This is a genomic window from Pseudomonas sp. URIL14HWK12:I5 (assembly GCF_900176445.1).
In the GTDB taxonomy this organism is placed as follows: domain Bacteria; phylum Pseudomonadota; class Gammaproteobacteria; order Pseudomonadales; family Pseudomonadaceae; genus Aquipseudomonas; species Aquipseudomonas monteilii.
In genome coordinates, this window is the sequence record NZ_FWXQ01000002.1 from 716,389 (window position 1) to 732,243 (window position 15,855).

Genomic DNA, 15,855 nt, shown 5'->3' on the forward strand with positions numbered 1-15,855 from the left:
GTGCGGGGGATGGGTGTTTCAGTATGCGCGGCAAACAGAAAGCCCGCCAGATTGGCGGGCTTAGAGCATCAGCCTGAGCTTAGCGCTTAGGGTTCAGCGTCAAATGCACATGACGGTTCACGTCCTTGTACAGCAGGTAGCTGAACTTGCCTGGGCCGCCGGCGTAGCAGGCTTGCGGGCAGAAGGCGCGCAGCCACATGAAGTCGCCGGCTTCCACTTCGACCCAGTCCTGGTTCAGGCGGTACACTGCCTTGCCTTCCAGCACGTACAGGCCGTGTTCCATCACGTGGGTTTCCGCGAACGGGATGACGCCGCCCGGCTGGAAGGTGACGATGTTCACGTGCATGTCGTGGCGCATGTCGGCCATGTCGACGAAGCGGGTGGTGACCCAGCGGCCTTCGGTGCCCGGCATTTCGATGATGGTGGCGTTGTCGCGGTGGGTAACGAACGACTCAGGTACGTCCAGGCCTTCAACCTTCTGGTAGTGCTTGCGCAGCCAGTGGAAGGTGACGTTGGACTTGCTGTTGTTGCGCAGGCTCCACTCGGCGCCCGGGGCCAGGAAGGCGTAGCCGCCCGGTACCAAGGTGTGATGCTTGCCTTCGACGGTGATGTCCAGCTCGCCTTCGACGATAAACACCACGGCTTCGGCGTTCGGGTCCAGCTCTGGGCGCTCGCTGCCGCCTTCCGGGGCCACTTCGACGATGTACTGGGAGAAGGTCTCGGCAAAACCGGTCAGTGGGCGGGCAATGACCCACATGCGCATCTTGTCCCAGAACGGCAGGTGGCTGGTGACGATGTCACGCATCACGCCTTTAGGGATAACGGCATAGGCTTCGGTGAACATGGCACGGTCAGTCAGCAGCTCGGTTTGAGCCGGGTGCCCACCGTGGGGGGCGAAGTACGAATGGTTCGACATGGACGGTCTCGACTTGTTGTTCTCTCCCCATGCCGTGAACCGCACCGGCCGGTGCGGCGCAGGGGATGTGGCGACAGAATAGGGTCGAGCGCGTGGCATCCACAAATTAAATGTTGGAATACCCGGTATTTGATCGCTGAATGTCAACCTGACGCCCAATGTGCTGTGCCGGCAACTGGTCGCCTTGGCCGAACAGCTTGTGGCGCAGGGTGCCCTCGGTGTAGCGCGAAGGGTAGCGGCCACGGCGTTGCAGTTCTGGCACCAGCAAATCGACGACATGGGTAAGGTCGTCCGGTTGCACGGCATAGGTCAGGTTGAAGCCGTCGATGCCGGTCTGGTCCAGCCAGTTTTCCAACTGGTCGGCGACCTCGCTGGCTGAGCCGACCAGCACCGGCCCGCGACCACCCAGGCCAACGAATTCGGCGGCCTCGCGCACGGTCCAGCGGCGCTTGGGGTCGGCGGCGGTGAACGCGGCCAGGGCGGCGCGACCGGCATCGTTTTCGACATACTCGATCGGCGCGTCGGGGTCGAGGCCGGCAAAGTCGATGCCGGTCCAGCCCGACAGCAGTGCCAGGGCAGCGTCCAGGTCGACGTAGCGACGGTATTCGGCGAAGCGGGCCTCGGCTTCTTCCCGGGTGGGGGCGACGATCAACAGCGCCTGGGCGTAGATCAGCACCTCATCACGCCCCCGCCCGGCGGCCTCGCTGGCCTGGCGGATGCCGTCGGCGTAGCGGCGCAATACCGTGGGCGTCGGGCCGCTGATGAACACGCATTCGGCATGCTGCGCGGCGAACTGCTGGCCACGTGCCGAAGCGCCGGCCTGGAACAGCACCGGCGTGCGTTGGGGCGAGGGCTGGCACAGGTGCATGCCGGGCACCTGGAAGTGCTCGCCCACATGGTTGATAGGGTGCACCCGCGAAGGTTCGATATAGCGCCCACTGTCACGTTCCAGCAGCACGGCGTCGTCGTCCCAGCTTTTTTCCCATAGTTTGTACAGCACCTGCAGGTACTCTTCGGCAAGGTCGTAGCGCTGGTCGTGGCCCAGCTGGCGCGCCAGGCCGAGGTTGCGTGCGGCGCTGTCGAGGTAGCCGGTGACGATGTTCCAGCCAACCCGGCCATTGCTCAGGTGGTCGAGCGTGGACATGCGCCGGGCGAAGGGGTAGGGGTGTTCGTAGGTCAGCGAAAAGGTAACGCCGAAACCGAGGTGCTCGGTGACCCCGGCCATGGCCGGTACCAGCAGCAGTGGGTCGTTGACCGGCACCTGCACACCGCCGCGCAAGGCGGCGTCGGGCCCGCCTTGGTAGACATCGTAGATGCCCAGGACATCGGCGATGAACACGGCGTCGAACAGGCCGCGCTCGAGCAGGCGAGCCAGGTCGGTCCAGTAGCTCAGGCGGTTGAATGCCACGCTGGTGTTGCGCGGGTGACGCCACAGGCCGGGGGACTGGTGGCTGGCGGCGTTCATGCTGAAGGCGTTGAAGCGGATCGGGCGGGGCATGGTGGCTGCGCTCCGCTCAAGGCAACACGGAAGCCGGGTAGACCGCGTCGGCCACCTGCAGCTTGCGTGGAATCAGGCCCAGGCCCTGGAAGGTATCGGCCAGTTTCTGTTGTTCGGCAATGATCTGCGGGGTGATGGCCACGGCATTGTAGTTACGCCGTTCGCTGGCCACTTCCAGCACGTTGGCGCTGATGCCCAGTTGCGGCGCCAGTAGCGCGGCAACCTCGGCAGGCTTGGCGTTGGCCCACTGGCTGACCTTGCGCAGTTCGCTGAAGAAGGTTTTCAGCAGTGCACGGTGCTGATCGGCATAGCTGGCGGTGGACAGGTAGAACGTCCGGTTGTTGGACAGGCCGCTGCCGTCACGCAGGTTCTTCAGGCCAGGCTGGCTTTCTGCTGCGGCGAGGAACGGGTCCCACAGGGTGACGGCCTGGACACTGCCGGACTGCAGGGCAGCCACGGCGTCGGCGGCGTTGTTGACGTAGGCGGGGGTGATGTCCTTGTAGGTAAGGCCAGCTTGCTCCAGCGCTACGGCCAGCAGGTACTGGGCGTTCCAGCCGCGGCCGGTGGCCACGCGCTTGCCTTTCAGGTCTTGCACGCTGGCCAGGTGGTCCTGCTCGCGCACTACCAGGCCGATGCCGCGCGGGTAGGGTTGTTCGGCGGCCAGGTACACCACCGGTTTACCGGCGGCCTGGGCGAACACGGACGGTGCATCGGCGGCATGACCCAGGTCGATGGCGCCCGTGCTCAACGCTTCGAGCAACTGCGGGCCGGCGGCAAATTCGTGCCAGCTTACGGTTACACCTTGGGGTGCCAGCGCTTTTTCCAGGGCGCCGCTGCCTTTGAGGATGTTGATGCTGTTGAACTTCTGGTAGCCGATGCGCAGGGTCTTGGCATCGTCGGCCAGAGCTTCGGACCAAGGCAGCAGGGCGCTGGCGACACTGGCCAGCAGGCCGCCGATCAGCAGCCGGCGCAGGGGAGAGAAAGCACGGGTTGGCATGGGTTTGCTCCTTGAAACCGAGTGGGAAACGATGTGCCCAGCCTAAGGAGGTGGCGTTTGGCTTTCAATTTTTATATTCCTGTTTGTTAGAATGTTTAGTTATTTTTATATCCTTTTGTTTCTTTGTAATGCTCTGCAACCTTCGACATTTTTTTCACATTCGCTTGTTAGCATCGCGGCAATCCCGAGGAGCCCCTACATGCCGCACATCCTGCGCAAGCGCAGCACCCGCATCGCCCTGACTGCCACCACCGGCCTGATTAGCGCCACCTTGGGCTTTTTCGCCTGGCAGAGCTTTTACCCGGTTCAGGCAGCCTCAGGCTGGGATGTCGAGGTACTGCACCGCGATGTGACCAAAGCCGCCTCGCTGCTGCCGCAAGCCGATGGCAGCCTGCTGGTCAGCCGCGAGCTGGATGATGGCCGTGGCAGCATCCTCAAGATCACCGCGACCGGCGACCGCGTCGTGGTGGTCGACAACCTGTCCAAGCCCGACGGCATGGTGGCGGCTCACGGGGGGTGGGTGTTCAGTCAGGAGGGCGGCCGGGCACCTGTCAGCCTGGCCCGCGATGGCCAGGTGACCCCCCTTTTCGACGGCGACAGCGTGCAAGGCTTGTGGAATGACGGCGACCACCTGTATGCCATCGAAGACCGCAAAGGCAATGGTCGCTTGATGCGTTACGACTGGAACAGCGGCCAGCTCGATGTGCTGCGTTCCGGCCTGATCGAAACCGAAGGGCTCACCCGCTGCGCAGGCCGTTTGCTGTACACCGAAAAGGCCAATGGCAAGGTCCGCGCCTTGTCCGACGATGGCAGCGACCCGGTGGTGGTCGAAGGCCTGCGCAACCCGACGTTCCTGTACTGTGACCAGCGCGGCCTGTGGATCAGCGAAGACAACACCCACCGTGCCCGGCTACTGCGTGTTGACGCCGATGGCGTTCAGCACACCGTGCTGACCTTCCTCAAGGCGCCACAGTCGATCGTGGCGGATGGCAAAGGCGGTTACTTGCTGGCCGAAGGCGGGCGCAATCGCGTGCTGCACCTGACCCCGCCGCTGGAGCGCGATACTGCCCAGCGCGAGTGATGCCAGCGGCTTGCCGTGAATGACTTCACGGCCAGCCACCCGTGAGGCTTTATGGCTACCCGACCAACAGCGCGCTTCCCTGCATGGCCGCGCTCACGGATAATCCCCTCATTCCAATAAATAGCCTGTGAGTGGGTATGAGTGATTCCGTAGTTGGCCTCGGCCAGCCTGAAACCGAAGGGGGGCGCAGAACGCGCAAGAACAACCCCGAGAAAACGCGCGAGGATATCCTCCAGGCGGCCATCAACGAGTTCGTCCAGCAAGGGCTGGCCGGCGCCCGCGTCGACGCCATCGCCGAACGCACTGCCACCTCCAAGCGCATGATCTACTACTACTTTGGCAGCAAGGAGCAGTTGTACTGCGAGTGCCTGATCAAGCTGTATGGCGACATCCGCAAGACCGAGCAAAGCCTGGACCTGGAGTCGCTGCCGGCTGAGCAGGCGATTCGTCGTCTGGTGGAGTTCACCTTCGATCACCACGATCGCAACGTCGATTTCGTGCGCATCATCTGCACTGAAAACATCCACTATGGCGAGTACGTCAAGCAGTCGCCGGCCATTCGTGAAATGAGCAGCCTGGTGCTCGAAGCGTTGGGCAACACCCTGCGCCGTGGTGTGCAGGAAGGGGTTTTCCGTGGCGGCATCGAAGTGATCGACCTGCACATGCTGATGAGCTCGTTCTGCTTCTACCGGGTGTCGAACCGCCACACCTTTGGCGAGATCTTCCAGATCGACCTGTTAGATGACGAGATCAAGCTGCGCCACAAAGCCATGATCTGTGACGCCGTGCTGCGTTACATACGCGCCTGAACGGCGCTCACTCGCCCAGCCGCTGTTCCCGCGAAGGTGGGTAGCCGAAGTAGGCTGCATAGCACTTGCTGAAATGCGACACCGAAACAAACCCGCAGGCCACTGCCACTTCCATCACCGACAGGTCGGAGTACTGCAGCAGGCGGCGGCTTTTGGTGATGCGCAGCTCCATGTAGTAACGCCGCGGTGATGTGCCCAGCTGGGCCTGGAACAGCCGGTCGATCTGCCGTCGCGAGCGCCCGCTGTAGGCGGCCAGCTGGTCGAGGCTGAGGGTTTCCTCCAGGTTGTTTTCCATCAGTTCGACGATGGTGCGCAGGTGCAGGCTCATGGACTTCTTCGCCCCCGGCCCAACCTGACGGTAACGCGCTCCGGAGAATGACAGGATTTCCTCCACGCCTTCGGCCAGGCCATCTCCATACAGCCGGCGCACCAGGCCCAGCATCAGCTCCATGGCGCCATTGGGGCTGGCGGCGCTGAGGCGGTCGCGGTCGAGGGTAAAACTGGCCGGGGTGATGCGCGTTTGCGGGCTGCGTTCGGACAGGCTGGCGCGCTGTTCGGGGTGGATGCTGCAACCGTAGTCGTCCAGCACCCCGGCGCGGCCAAGGAACCAGGCGCCGTTCCACAGGCCACCCAGGGCCATGCCGTGGGCCGCGCAGTCGTCCAGCAGGCGGTCGAGTTCCGGGTACTTCAGGGGCGTGCGCAGGCCGCCGCAGATCACCAGCAAGTCCAGCTCCTTCAGCGCCTCGGCGGACAGCTCGGTGGCCACCAGCTCCAGTCCCAGGTCGCTGAGCACCCGGTCGCCATCCATCGACAGCGGGGTGAACCGGAAACTGTCCGCGCGCAGCAGGTTGGCGGTGACCAGCACATCCATGGCAACGGTAAAGCTGGCCATCGAGAAATGTTCAAGCAGGACGAAGTCGACCCTGTACGGGGCCTGGGCATTGGCGCTGGTGGATTTCAGCCGCAGCATGTTGCTGGTACTGGTCTTCTTGCTGAACTGTCGTGGCGTGGGCACTCTGGTCTCCGCTTCCTGGCTGGCCCGCAGAGTGTGGCGGCTGGCTGGGGGAAAGACAATCTCCCGGGTGGGTGTGTCGTATTTCAGGTCGTGTTCAGGCAACCTGCCTGGCTTGGCCCTTCGCCGCCATGCCGCCCCCTGTTACCGAGGACATCCTTGATGAAGTACGCCATTGCCCTGTTGTGCAGCCTGTTACCGTTGCTGGCCAATGCCCTGGAGCCGGGCGACAAGCTGGCACCGTTCACGCTGCTTGACCAGTATGACCACGCCTACAGCCTTGATACTGGCACGCAGATCCTGCTGGTAGCGCGCGACATGGACGGCGCAAAGATGGTAAAGGCTGCGCTGGCCGAGCAGCCCAAGGGCTACCTCGAGGCGCGTCATGCCGTGTTCGTTGCCGACATCCAGCGCATGCCGGCGATCATCAGCCAGCTGTTCGCCATCCCCGCCATGCGCGCATACAACTACCGCGTGCTGCTTGACCGTGAAGGGCGCGTGGCCAGCCGCTATTCCGGGCAGGATGGCCTGGTACAGTGGTTGCAACTGGAGCAGGGAGTGCTGGTGGGCCAGCGGGCGTTTACCGATGCGGCGGCGCTGAAGTCGGCGCTGGAAAAAGCAGCGCGCTGAATGGGCTGCCCTGGCGCCAGACAAAACAATCTGAACCCTCGGCGCTTGCTGAAACCCAACCCATTACATGCCAAATGGGAGAGCGCTCATGGAAATCGGAACGATCTGGATCATCGTCGCGGCCTTCGTCATCCTGCTGGAGGTCTGGGCGATCTGGCACATCATCGGCAGTGATCGGCGCGCCGAACGCAAGATGCTGTGGGTCGTGTTCGTGGTGTACGCGCCATTCCCCGGGTTGCTGTTCTGGGCATGGCGCGGGCCCCGGGTGGTGAAGGGCAGGGCGGTATTGCAGGAAAAGTGACGGTGGCCGGCATCAGGCGCAGGGGCGCCTGATGCCGGCGAGGCTCACTTGGGCAGGATGTCGAAGCGTATGGCGGGGCCTAGCCCGTTCACCATCAGGCAGCCGTAGAACTTCACGGTCGACAGCACACGCAGCTGCTTGAGCGCTTTATGAATGTATTCGTGAATCAGTTTCTCAGCCTCGAGCTTGCGCTCTGCGAGGGTGGAACCCTTGAGTTCGACCGTTCCCAGCAAGGTGGTTTCAATGTGCTCAACGGTGCCCAGGCCGAGATTTTCCCTTATATGTACGCGTGCCAAGGCGGCGTCGCCATCATCGCGTGCGGTGTGCGGCTTGATGGTATAGGCCAGCTGGAAATCAAAATTACTCATGCGCTTTTCCTTGTTGGATACAGGCCTCCGTGCCGGGTCTGGGAATCTAGCGCGTGACGAGCGCCGCGCAAACAGACGCGTGGTTCACATAAGTTCGCCTTCTGTGCGAAACGTCCTACGCTGCGCTTGACCTAGAGTTTACTTGAGGTCCGATACTCCGCCACTCTTCCATCCGAGCGAGGGCATGTCGTGACCCATCCAGCCGTGTTCCAGTCGAGCAACCCTGAGGGCCTGTACGATCCCAGTGGCAATGCCTATTCCCACGTCGCCGAGGTACGCGCCGACAGCCGGCTGTTGTTCATCGCCGGCCAAGGCGGGGAGGGCAGCGATGGCCAGCTGTCGCCCCTGTTCGCCGAACAGGCCCGCCAGGCGCTGGCCAACCTGGAGCTGGCGTTGGCATCGAAAGGCGCTGGCCTGGCCCAGGTGTTCAAGCTGACCTTGCTGATTGTCGAACATTCCGAAGCGCGCCTGCGCCAATGGGTAGCGGAGGCTGACAGGGCATGGGGGCCGCATATGAAACCGACCTGCACCCTGATCCCGGTGCCACGACTGGCACTGGACGGCATGCTGGTGGAAATCGAGGCTGTGGCAGCACTGCAATGACGCGCCAGCGAACGTTGGGCTGCAACCTTGCGACTCGGTGTGCCCGTGATTGCCGCTCTGGGCGGTGTTGCTCTGATTGGTGAGACGTTGACGCTGCGCTTGCTGATTGCGTGCGTGGTGGTGGTGCTGGGCGGCATAGCCTTGGTGCTGGCGCCACAGCGCTAGAAGAAACTGCGCTGTGCCTTGAGCGTGACCACGCTGTCGCAATAGGTGTTCATGCCCGAATACGCATCGCAACCGCCGCCACTGAGGTTGGAGTTGCTGTAGACCAGGTTCAGGTCGATGCCAAGCCAGGGCCGCGACAGCTCCAGCGACCAATCGGAAAAGGCATTCACCTGGCTGCCGTCGCCAATGGTGAACGGCGTACCCAGTTGGTGGTGGGCAAGCTTTACGGTCAGGTCGACATCGAACAGCGGCAATTGGCCAAAATCGGCGAACAGCGTGCCGGTGCGGTTGTCGGGGTTATCGCGCAACGCGCCGCCGAAGCGGCTGCCGAACACCGAGATGCCACCGTACAGGGCATAACTGTCGGGCCCTGCGATATTCGGCTGACTATAATGAATCAACCCCATCTCGTAGCCCAAGGTGCTGTCGAAATGGTGCTTGTAGCCCAGGTAGCTGTCCAGGCGCAGGGTCGAGTTGGGGGCAACGCCCATGCTGGGCGCGTACTGGCCCAGGTACCAGCCATTGGGGTGGCTTAAGTCCAGCCCACCATGGAAGGCGCCGACGGCACTGGGTGAGATAAGGCCTTGGGCCATGGTGCGCGAGGGCGTGGTGCCGAGTGTGAAGTCGAAGCTGCCCAGTTCGCGTTTGATCTGCTGGGCCAGTAGAACAGGGCTAAACAGCAGTACAGCGCTCAGCAACAGAAGGGGCCTGGTCATGGTCTCCGTCCTGGAAGGCTTGCGGTTGAGCGGTAGAGCATACCTGCGCGTGTGGGCGCAGGGAACCGCAGCCTGCACTACTCAGCCTTTGGTCGAACGGTCTGCATCGGCGGCTTCGGTGACCACTGGCAGGTTGCCAGCACGCTGAATCACCCGCCGTTGCTGCTCGTAGTCGTCCAGGGAAAGGCCGCGGCGCTGCAACGATTCCAACTGCAGTTGGCGAGTTTCTTCGGCTGTATACGGGCGCAATTCAGGGTGGCTGGCACAGCCGCTGATGACAGCGATGGATAAAACGGCAAACGTGGCGGTCAGCAGGCGAGCCAAGGTGTTCATTGGGGTAGCTCCAGGGGCCAGGGTCGTGGGCGGCGAGTCGATGGAGCAAGGTTATTCGGCCACGGTGCCTGGTAGAAATTGCCATTCTCGATAGTGACTATCGACGGAGGGGAGGCGTGATGGGCCGAGATGAACAACCGCGTAAATGGGGCGTTCTGGAGCCGATCGACCGCATTACTGAAGTCATCTTCGGCTTGCTGATGGCCATGACTTTCATTGGCTCGCTGAGTGTTGCTACGTCAGGGCGCGAAGATGCCCGGCTGATGTTGGTTGCCGCGTTCGGCTGCAACCTGGCCTGGGGCCTGGCCGATGCGGTCATCTACTTGTTACGCACCTGGACCGAGCGCACCCGCAGCCGTACCTTGTTGACCCGCCTGCAGGCTGCGCCAAGCAGCCAAGGGCGCAAATTGATTAGCGATGCGCTGCCCGAACGCGTCAGCCTGGCACTGGATGAAGACGGGCTGGAAATGCTGCGTGCGCGCATGCTGCGCGATGTCGCCCGGCCGATGCCGCCACGACTGGGCCTGGATGATTTCAAAGCCGCCATGGCCACGTTCCTGCTGGTGGTGCTGGCGACGTTCCCGATGGTCATCCCGTTCCTGCTGATCGACACCACCGCCACAGCGATCCGTGTGTCGCACCTTGTCGCCCTGGCCATGCTTTACCTGGCGGGCTGGCTGCTGGCACGCTACTCCGGTGGCCGCACCCAATTGACCGGTGTGGTACTGGCGGGCGTCGGGGCGTTGTTGATCCTGGCGATCATTGCTTTAGGAGGGTGAGCAGCCCCTCACCGCCCACGTTGGGCTATAGAACCAGAAGTAGCAGCTCATCCTCCTTGGAGCGCGAAAAGTTTGCGCGCCACTTCTGGTTAAAAGCATCGTCATTGCTACCCTTAATCCACGCGGTCTGACCTCATGGGGAAAAGCGATGCGTATGCCATTGTTTGCTTTGCTGTCGGCGCTTCTGTGCCTGCACGCGGCACCCGGCCCGGCGCTGGCGCAAGACGTACCCGCGCCCGACCCAGCCCCGCAAGCTGACACGGTCACGGCCAAGGACCCGGTGTTCACCCAGGAGCAACTGGACCAGATGCTGGCGCCGGTTGCCTTGTACCCCGATGCGCTGCTGGCCCAGGTCTTGATGGCGGCCACTTACCCGGGGCAGGTGAGTGAAGCCGTGACCTGGTCCAAGGCCAACCCCAAAGCCTCGGGTGACGACGCTGTCAAACAAGTGGCGAAGCAGCCCTGGGACCCGAGTGTGCAAGCGCTGGTGGCTTTCCCGCAGCTGCTGGCGACCCTCGGCCAGGACCCGGTGTGGGTGCAGCGCCTGGGTGACGCCTTCCTGGCGCAGCCCGACGATGTCATGGGCGCCGTGCAGCGCTTGCGCCACCAGGCACAGGCTGCCGGCAACCTGCAAAGCAACCAGTACCAGAACGTGACCGTGCAGGCCGCCCCGTCGACACAGGCGGCCAGCAGCGCGCCGTCCACCATCGTCATCCAGCCGGCCGACCCGCAGGTGGTGTACGTGCCCAGCTACAACCCGACCACGGTGTATGGCACCTGGGCCTATCCGGCCTCGCCGCCGGTGTACTATCCGCCACCGCCGATGTACTACCCCGGCTCCGCATTGGTGGCCGGCCTGGCCTTCGGGACCGGCGTGGCAATCGTGGCTTCGCTCTGGGGTGACTGTGACTGGGGCAACAATGACATCGATATCGACGTCAACCGTTACAACAACATCAACGCCAACAACCGCATCACCAACAACCAGAACAAATGGCAGCACAACACGGCCAACCGCGATGGCGTGCCTTACCGTGACGCCCGCAGCCGCCAGCAGTATGGCCGCCAGCTGGACGGTGCCACCCAGCGCACGGCCTTCCGTGGCGACGACGCACAGCGTGCCCAGGCGCGCGACAAGGCCAGGGCTTCGATGGACCGGGCCGGTATCGAACGGCCCGCCACCAGCAATCGCCAGGCGCGTCAGCAAATGCGCGAGGCGCAGACGGGCAACGCAGCGGGTAACCGTATGCAATCGCGTGTCGACAACCCGAGGGGCGCCGAGCGTCGGCAGGAACCCCGCACAGCCCAAGGCCGGCAAGTGGCCCAGAACCGACCCGCCAATACCGCCGGCCGGGCACGTAACAATGCGTTTGACGGCGTACGCTCGCCTTCGCGTACCAACCTGCAGGCTAACCGTGGTCGCACCAGCCAGTCCTTCGCTCAGCGCCCGAACACCTCACGTGCCGCCGGACACCCGATCTCCCGACCCAGTGCGCCCATGCGTCGCGGCGGAGGTGGCCGTCGATGAACCGTCCAGCATTTGCAGGGTTGCTGTTCATTGTAAGCCTGGTCTGGTCCTGCCTGGCGGCTGCTCAAGAAACCTTTCCAACGCCGGAGAAGGCTGTGGAGTCCTTCGTTACGGCACTGGGCGCGGAAAAACCGGATGAAGCCCGCCTGGCCCATTTGCTGGGCGATGACTGGCGCACTTACATACCGCGCGGCGGTGTGCAACGCAGCGACGTGGACACCTTCCTGGCGCAGTACCGTGCGCAGCACACCATCGACATGACGGGCGAGGGCAAGGCCATTCTGGCGGTGGGCAGCGATCACTGGACCTTGCCCATTCCTTTGACCAAAAGCAGCCAGGGTTGGCGGTTCGACCTCAAGGCCGGCAGCGCCGAAATTCGCGCCCGGCGCATCGGCCGCAACGAACTGGGTGTATTGCAGTCGCTGCTGGCTTATCACGATGCGCAAATGGACTACGCCACCGAGGACCACAACGGCAACGGTGCGCTGGAGTACGCGCGGAAAATCTTCAGCGAGCCCGGCAAACATGACGGGCTGTACTGGGACGAGGATGGCGACGGCGAGGTAAGCCCGTTGGGCCCGCTGTTCGGCCAACATGTGGTCGGTGATGACTGGTACGGCTACCACTTCCGCATTCTCGATGCACAAGGCCCCTCCGCCCCTGGCGGCGCCTACAGCTACCTGATAGGCAACCAGATGAGCCGTGGTTTCGCCATGGTCGCCTGGCCGGCCAGGTACGATGATACCGGTGTGATGAGCTTCATGATCAGCCATGACGGCCAGGTGTTCGAAAAAGACCTCGGGCCACAGGGCGACAGGCTGGCCAAGGCGATGAAACGCTTCGATCCGGATGACAGTTGGCAGGTGGTGGACGTGGCGGCCGAAGACTGATCCCGGTCGCGCAGTGACCGCCGCTTGCACCGTTCAGTGCGTACGCGCAGCCCTGACCTCCCGTGCCGTGCACCCATATTGCTGGCGAAACGCGCGGGTGAACTGTGCCTGATCGGCAAAGCCCCAGCGAAACGCCAGTTCGCCAATGGTCAGGTGGCAATACGGGTCGCGCAGTTGCCGGTGCACAGCCTCCAGGCGTTGCAGGCGCACCCACTCGCCAAGGGTATAGGGCGTGATCGCGAACAGCTTGTGCAGGTAACGCAACGACAGCCCGCAAGCGCTGGCGATGTTTTGTGGCGTGAGTTCGGGGTCGCCCAGATGGTGCAGCACGTACTGCTCCACCCGGGTGAGGTGCAGGGTGCTGAGGTTGCTGCCTTCACTGCCCAGTACGCGTTCGTCCTGTTGCAGGGCCAGCAACAGGGTGGCCGAGGCCTGCTCCAGCAGCAAATGCCGGGCAGCCACGGGGCTGGCATCGAAATGGCGGGCGCACAGGTCCAGCTGTTCGACGAAGATGCGCCCCAGGCCCTGGCTGGCATCGAAGCAATGCCGGGTATAGCGTTTGTGCCCCAGCAAGTTGGCCTTCAGAGCCTGCTCAGGCAGTTTGAGCACCCACAGGTCGTTCTGTGTACCGTAATGGAAGCGGTAGGGGGCGTCGCCGCGCTCGACGATGAAACCACCCGGGCGACAACTGATCGGGTGGCCGTCCTGTTCGAAGTACACCTCGCTGCTGTGCGGCACGGTCACCAGGTAGAACGCTTCATGGTCCTGGCCGATGTGCGCCTTGCTGCGCGAGTAGCCCAGCGGGCTGGAGCGCAGGCGCGACAGGCTGAGCGGCGTGCTGGGCGTGCTCCAGCGCTGCAGGTGGCCATTGAACGGCTGCTCGGCGGCAAACTGCAGGCTCAATGGGAAATAGGTGTCACTGATGGCTTCGGCCCAGCGCGTCTGGCGCTCCGGCTGTGCCCAGCCGTGGGTCGAGAGTTCTGTGGGCATGGTGGGTCCTTTTTCAAAGAGGGCAGCATTGAAAAAAGGAACTGCAGGCAAGCTACTCAAGCAGCTCTTGTTATTGTGCAAAACGCCCGGCAACGCAAGGTTGCCAGGCGGCTTTCAGGCCCATGATCGGCGCACGCCGACCGTTTGATCAAGCCCCGCGTGTCACCCGGTAGGTGGCCGAGGGCTCCAGGCGCGCCTGCCAGCCTGGCGGCAAGACGATGTCGGTGGTGTCTTCCTCGATCACGCAGGGGCCCTGCACGGTCTGCCCCGGCAACAGGCGATTGCCGTTGAACACGGGCGTGGGTTGCCACGCGCCGTCGGCGCTGAACAGCATCGGCCGGACGCTTTGCGGGGTGGCTGCCGGCGGTTCGGCCGGGCCCTGCAACTCAGGTTGCGGTGGGCGCGGCAGGTGGCCGATCACCGAGCACTCCAGGTTCACCAGTTCCACCGGGCTGTCGGGTTCGCTGTACGAGTACAGGGTCTGGTGGCGGCTGTGGAAGCGGCTGATCAGCGCCGCCAGGCCTGCTTCATCCAGGGCATGCTGCGCCAGCTCCACGCTGCATTCATGGATCTGCCCCTGGTAGCGCATTTCCAGGGTGTAGTGGCAACTGCTGGCCTGGTCGCCAAAGCCGTCTTCGCGCAAGTTGGCCAGGCCTTGCTGGCGCAGTTCGGCCAGGGCCTGGTTGAGTTGCTCCAGGTTCACGTGCCCGGTGTCCAGGCGCATCGACAGGCTGGTGAGCTGGTCGTAACGTACATCGGACAGGATCTGGCCGAAAGCACACAGGCCCGAGGCCACCTTGGGGATCAGCACGGTCTGCATGCCGATTTCCTCGGCCAGGCGCACCACGTGCATGCCCGCCGCACCGCCTGCGCCAATCAGGGCGAAGTCGCGCGGGTCATGGCCGCGTTCGATGGACACGCGGCGAATACCGTTGACCATGTTCAGGTTCACCAATGTGGTGATGCCGAACGCCGCCCGCTCCACGCTGATGCCCAGTGGCTCGGCGATCTTGCTGCGTATGGCATCCAGCGCCGCCTGGCGGTTCAGGCGGATGCTGCCGCCCAACAATGCACCATCCGGGAGGTAACCTAGCGCCAGGTTGGCGTCGGTTACCGTGGGCTCACTGCCGCCTTTGCCGTAGCACACGGGCCCCGGCATGGCACCGGCGCTGCGCGGGCCGACCTGCAGCATGCCGAACTCGTCCAGGTGGGCGATGGAGCCGCCGCCAGCACCCAGCGTCTCCACCTGGATCATCGGCACGCCTATGCGCTGGCGCAGGAAGTCCACATCCTTGCTGAAATTGGTGCGCCCGGCGTTGGTCAGGGTGATGTCGAATGAGGTGCCCCCCATGTCCACGGTAATGACGTTGTCGATACCGAACGGCCGTGCCACCGCCAGCCCGGCCTGGGGCGCCGAGGCGGGGCCGGAGTTGATGGCATTGACCGCGCGCTCACGCATCAGGTGCCCGGGCGCCAGGCCACCGTTGGACTGGAAGTAACGCACCGGTTGTTGCACGCCAAGCTCGTGGAACAGGCTGTCGATGCGCGCCACATAGCGCGCCATCACCGGGCTGAGGTAGGCGTTGACCACCGTGGTGGAGGTGCGGGTGTACTCACGAATTTGCGGAAACACCTCGCAGCCCGTGCAGACGAATACCCCGGGCAGGGCTGCCCGCACCAACTCGGCGGCACGCTGCTCGTGGCTGGGGTTGCGCACCGACCACAGGAAGGAAATGGCCACGGCCTCTACGCCTTCGGCGCGGAAGTAATCGATGGCGGCGTGGATGGCGCGTTCGTCCAGCGGGCTGTGTTCACGGCCATCGCCGAGGATGCGGCCACCAATCGGGCGGCGCAGGTGGCGGGGGGCGAGCATGTGCGCCGGCGGATAGTGGGCGTCGTAGCGATGGCCTTCTTCCTTGTGCCCCAGGCGGATTTCCAGGCTGTCTTCATGGCCCTCGGTGCACAGCAGGCCCACCTTGACCCCGGTACGCTCGATCAGTGCATTGAGCGCTACGGTGGTGCCGTTGATGCACAGGTCACAGTTGGCGATCAGCTCGGCCGGGCTGCGGCCGGTGGCGTCGGCGATCTGCGCCAGACCGGCACGAATGGCCAGGGTGCCGTCCTGCGGTGTGGACGGGGCCTTGAACAGCTGCACGCCGCCGTTGCGGTCGGCCAGGATGAAATCGGTGAAGGTGCCGCCGGCGTCGATGCCCAGGCGATATTGGTTACGCATGATGGG

17 protein-coding genes and 1 pseudogene are annotated in these 15,855 nt (G+C 63.7%); 9 read left to right on the forward strand and 9 right to left on the reverse strand.

Annotated features, from left to right (window positions below; all coding sequences use genetic code 11):
- Window positions 1-79: 79 nt before the first annotated feature.
- The 3 genes from B9A31_RS07935 to B9A31_RS07945 all read right to left on the reverse strand — a co-directional run bounded on the left by B9A31_RS07935 (window position 80) and on the right by B9A31_RS07945 (window position 3,411).
- Window positions 80-916 carry a bifunctional allantoicase/(S)-ureidoglycine aminohydrolase gene (locus B9A31_RS07935; RefSeq protein ID WP_084296859.1) on the reverse strand — a complete coding sequence of 279 codons (837 nt, stop codon included), beginning with the start codon at window positions 914-916 and terminating at the stop codon, window positions 80-82.
- 106 nt (window positions 917-1,022) lie between these two features.
- Window positions 1,023-2,414, reverse strand: coding sequence for an LLM class flavin-dependent oxidoreductase (locus B9A31_RS07940; protein ID WP_025752544.1), 1,392 nt, complete (start codon window positions 2,412-2,414; stop codon window positions 1,023-1,025).
- Window positions 2,415-2,430: 16 nt separating this feature from the next.
- A complete protein-coding gene (locus tag B9A31_RS07945) occupies window positions 2,431-3,411 on the reverse strand; it encodes an aliphatic sulfonate ABC transporter substrate-binding protein (RefSeq protein WP_019096308.1) in 981 nt (326 codons plus the stop codon).
- Between the two features lie 199 nt (window positions 3,412-3,610).
- Between B9A31_RS07945 and B9A31_RS07950 the strand changes: the two genes are divergently transcribed.
- Together B9A31_RS07950 and B9A31_RS07955 are read left to right on the forward strand one after the other, a co-directional pair.
- Window positions 3,611-4,492, forward strand: a complete 882-nt coding sequence (locus B9A31_RS07950; RefSeq protein ID WP_019096307.1) for an NHL repeat-containing protein — start codon at window positions 3,611-3,613, stop codon at window positions 4,490-4,492.
- 137 nt (window positions 4,493-4,629) lie between these two features.
- Entirely contained in the window at window positions 4,630-5,301 is a 672-nt protein-coding gene (locus tag B9A31_RS07955; protein WP_019096306.1) for a TetR/AcrR family transcriptional regulator, read from the forward strand.
- Between the two features lie 7 nt (window positions 5,302-5,308).
- On the opposite strand, the gene B9A31_RS07960 is transcribed toward B9A31_RS07955, so the two are convergent.
- Complete coding sequence (locus B9A31_RS07960; protein ID WP_016713912.1) at window positions 5,309-6,316, reverse strand: GlxA family transcriptional regulator; 1,008 nt, start codon at window positions 6,314-6,316, stop codon at window positions 5,309-5,311.
- 159 nt (window positions 6,317-6,475) lie between these two features.
- Here B9A31_RS07960 and B9A31_RS07965 point away from each other — a divergent pair, with 159 nt between their 5' ends.
- Together B9A31_RS07965 and B9A31_RS07970 are read left to right on the forward strand one after the other, a co-directional pair.
- Window positions 6,476-6,943 carry a hypothetical protein gene (locus B9A31_RS07965; protein WP_025752539.1) on the forward strand — a complete coding sequence of 156 codons (468 nt, stop codon included), beginning with the start codon at window positions 6,476-6,478 and terminating at the stop codon, window positions 6,941-6,943.
- An 88-nt stretch (window positions 6,944-7,031) separates the two neighbouring features.
- Window positions 7,032-7,244, forward strand: coding sequence for a PLDc N-terminal domain-containing protein (locus B9A31_RS07970; RefSeq protein WP_019096304.1), 213 nt, complete (start codon window positions 7,032-7,034; stop codon window positions 7,242-7,244).
- Between the two features lie 44 nt (window positions 7,245-7,288).
- Here the strand turns inward: B9A31_RS07970 and B9A31_RS07975 are convergent, their stop codons facing one another.
- A complete protein-coding gene (locus B9A31_RS07975; RefSeq protein ID WP_019096303.1) occupies window positions 7,289-7,612 on the reverse strand; it encodes a hypothetical protein in 324 nt (107 codons plus the stop codon).
- 189 nt (window positions 7,613-7,801) lie between these two features.
- Between B9A31_RS07975 and B9A31_RS07980 the strand changes: the two genes are divergently transcribed.
- Both B9A31_RS07980 and B9A31_RS27705 read left to right on the forward strand, forming a co-directional pair.
- A complete protein-coding gene (locus B9A31_RS07980) occupies window positions 7,802-8,215 on the forward strand; it encodes a RidA family protein (RefSeq protein ID WP_025752538.1) in 414 nt (137 codons plus the stop codon).
- A gap of 6 nt (window positions 8,216-8,221) precedes the next feature.
- Window positions 8,222-8,380: pseudogene (locus tag B9A31_RS27705) on the forward strand (EamA family transporter); the annotation flags it as partial.
- On the opposite strand, the gene B9A31_RS07985 reads toward B9A31_RS27705, so the two are convergent.
- A complete protein-coding gene (locus B9A31_RS07985) occupies window positions 8,377-9,096 on the reverse strand; it encodes a TorF family putative porin (protein WP_019096300.1) in 720 nt (239 codons plus the stop codon). The pseudogene B9A31_RS27705 and the gene B9A31_RS07985 overlap by 4 nt on opposite strands.
- A gap of 81 nt (window positions 9,097-9,177) precedes the next feature.
- Window positions 9,178-9,429, reverse strand: coding sequence for a hypothetical protein (locus B9A31_RS07990; protein ID WP_025752536.1), 252 nt, complete (start codon window positions 9,427-9,429; stop codon window positions 9,178-9,180).
- A gap of 119 nt (window positions 9,430-9,548) precedes the next feature.
- Here B9A31_RS07990 and B9A31_RS07995 point away from each other — a divergent pair, with 119 nt between their 5' ends.
- The 3 genes from B9A31_RS07995 (at window position 9,549) to B9A31_RS08005 (ending at window position 12,626) form a co-directional block, all read left to right on the forward strand.
- Entirely contained in the window at window positions 9,549-10,208 is a 660-nt protein-coding gene (locus B9A31_RS07995) for a hypothetical protein (protein ID WP_027614938.1), read from the forward strand.
- Window positions 10,209-10,356: 148 nt separating this feature from the next.
- Window positions 10,357-11,736, forward strand: a complete 1,380-nt coding sequence (locus B9A31_RS08000; RefSeq protein WP_026020295.1) for a DUF3300 domain-containing protein — start codon at window positions 10,357-10,359, stop codon at window positions 11,734-11,736.
- Complete coding sequence (locus tag B9A31_RS08005; protein WP_025752530.1) at window positions 11,733-12,626, forward strand: DUF2950 domain-containing protein; 894 nt, start codon at window positions 11,733-11,735, stop codon at window positions 12,624-12,626. The genes B9A31_RS08000 and B9A31_RS08005 overlap by 4 nt, the downstream gene beginning before the upstream one ends.
- A gap of 33 nt (window positions 12,627-12,659) precedes the next feature.
- On the opposite strand, the gene B9A31_RS08010 is transcribed toward B9A31_RS08005, so the two are convergent.
- The gene (locus B9A31_RS08010; protein ID WP_025752528.1) at window positions 12,660-13,616 is read right to left on the reverse strand and encodes an AraC-like ligand-binding domain-containing protein; all 957 of its coding nucleotides are present in this window, start codon (window positions 13,614-13,616) and stop codon (window positions 12,660-12,662) included.
- Between the two features lie 148 nt (window positions 13,617-13,764).
- The gene (locus tag B9A31_RS08015; protein WP_084296860.1) at window positions 13,765-15,849 is read right to left on the reverse strand and encodes a caprolactamase subunit alpha; all 2,085 of its coding nucleotides are present in this window, start codon (window positions 15,847-15,849) and stop codon (window positions 13,765-13,767) included.
- Window positions 15,850-15,855 lie beyond the last annotated feature (6 nt).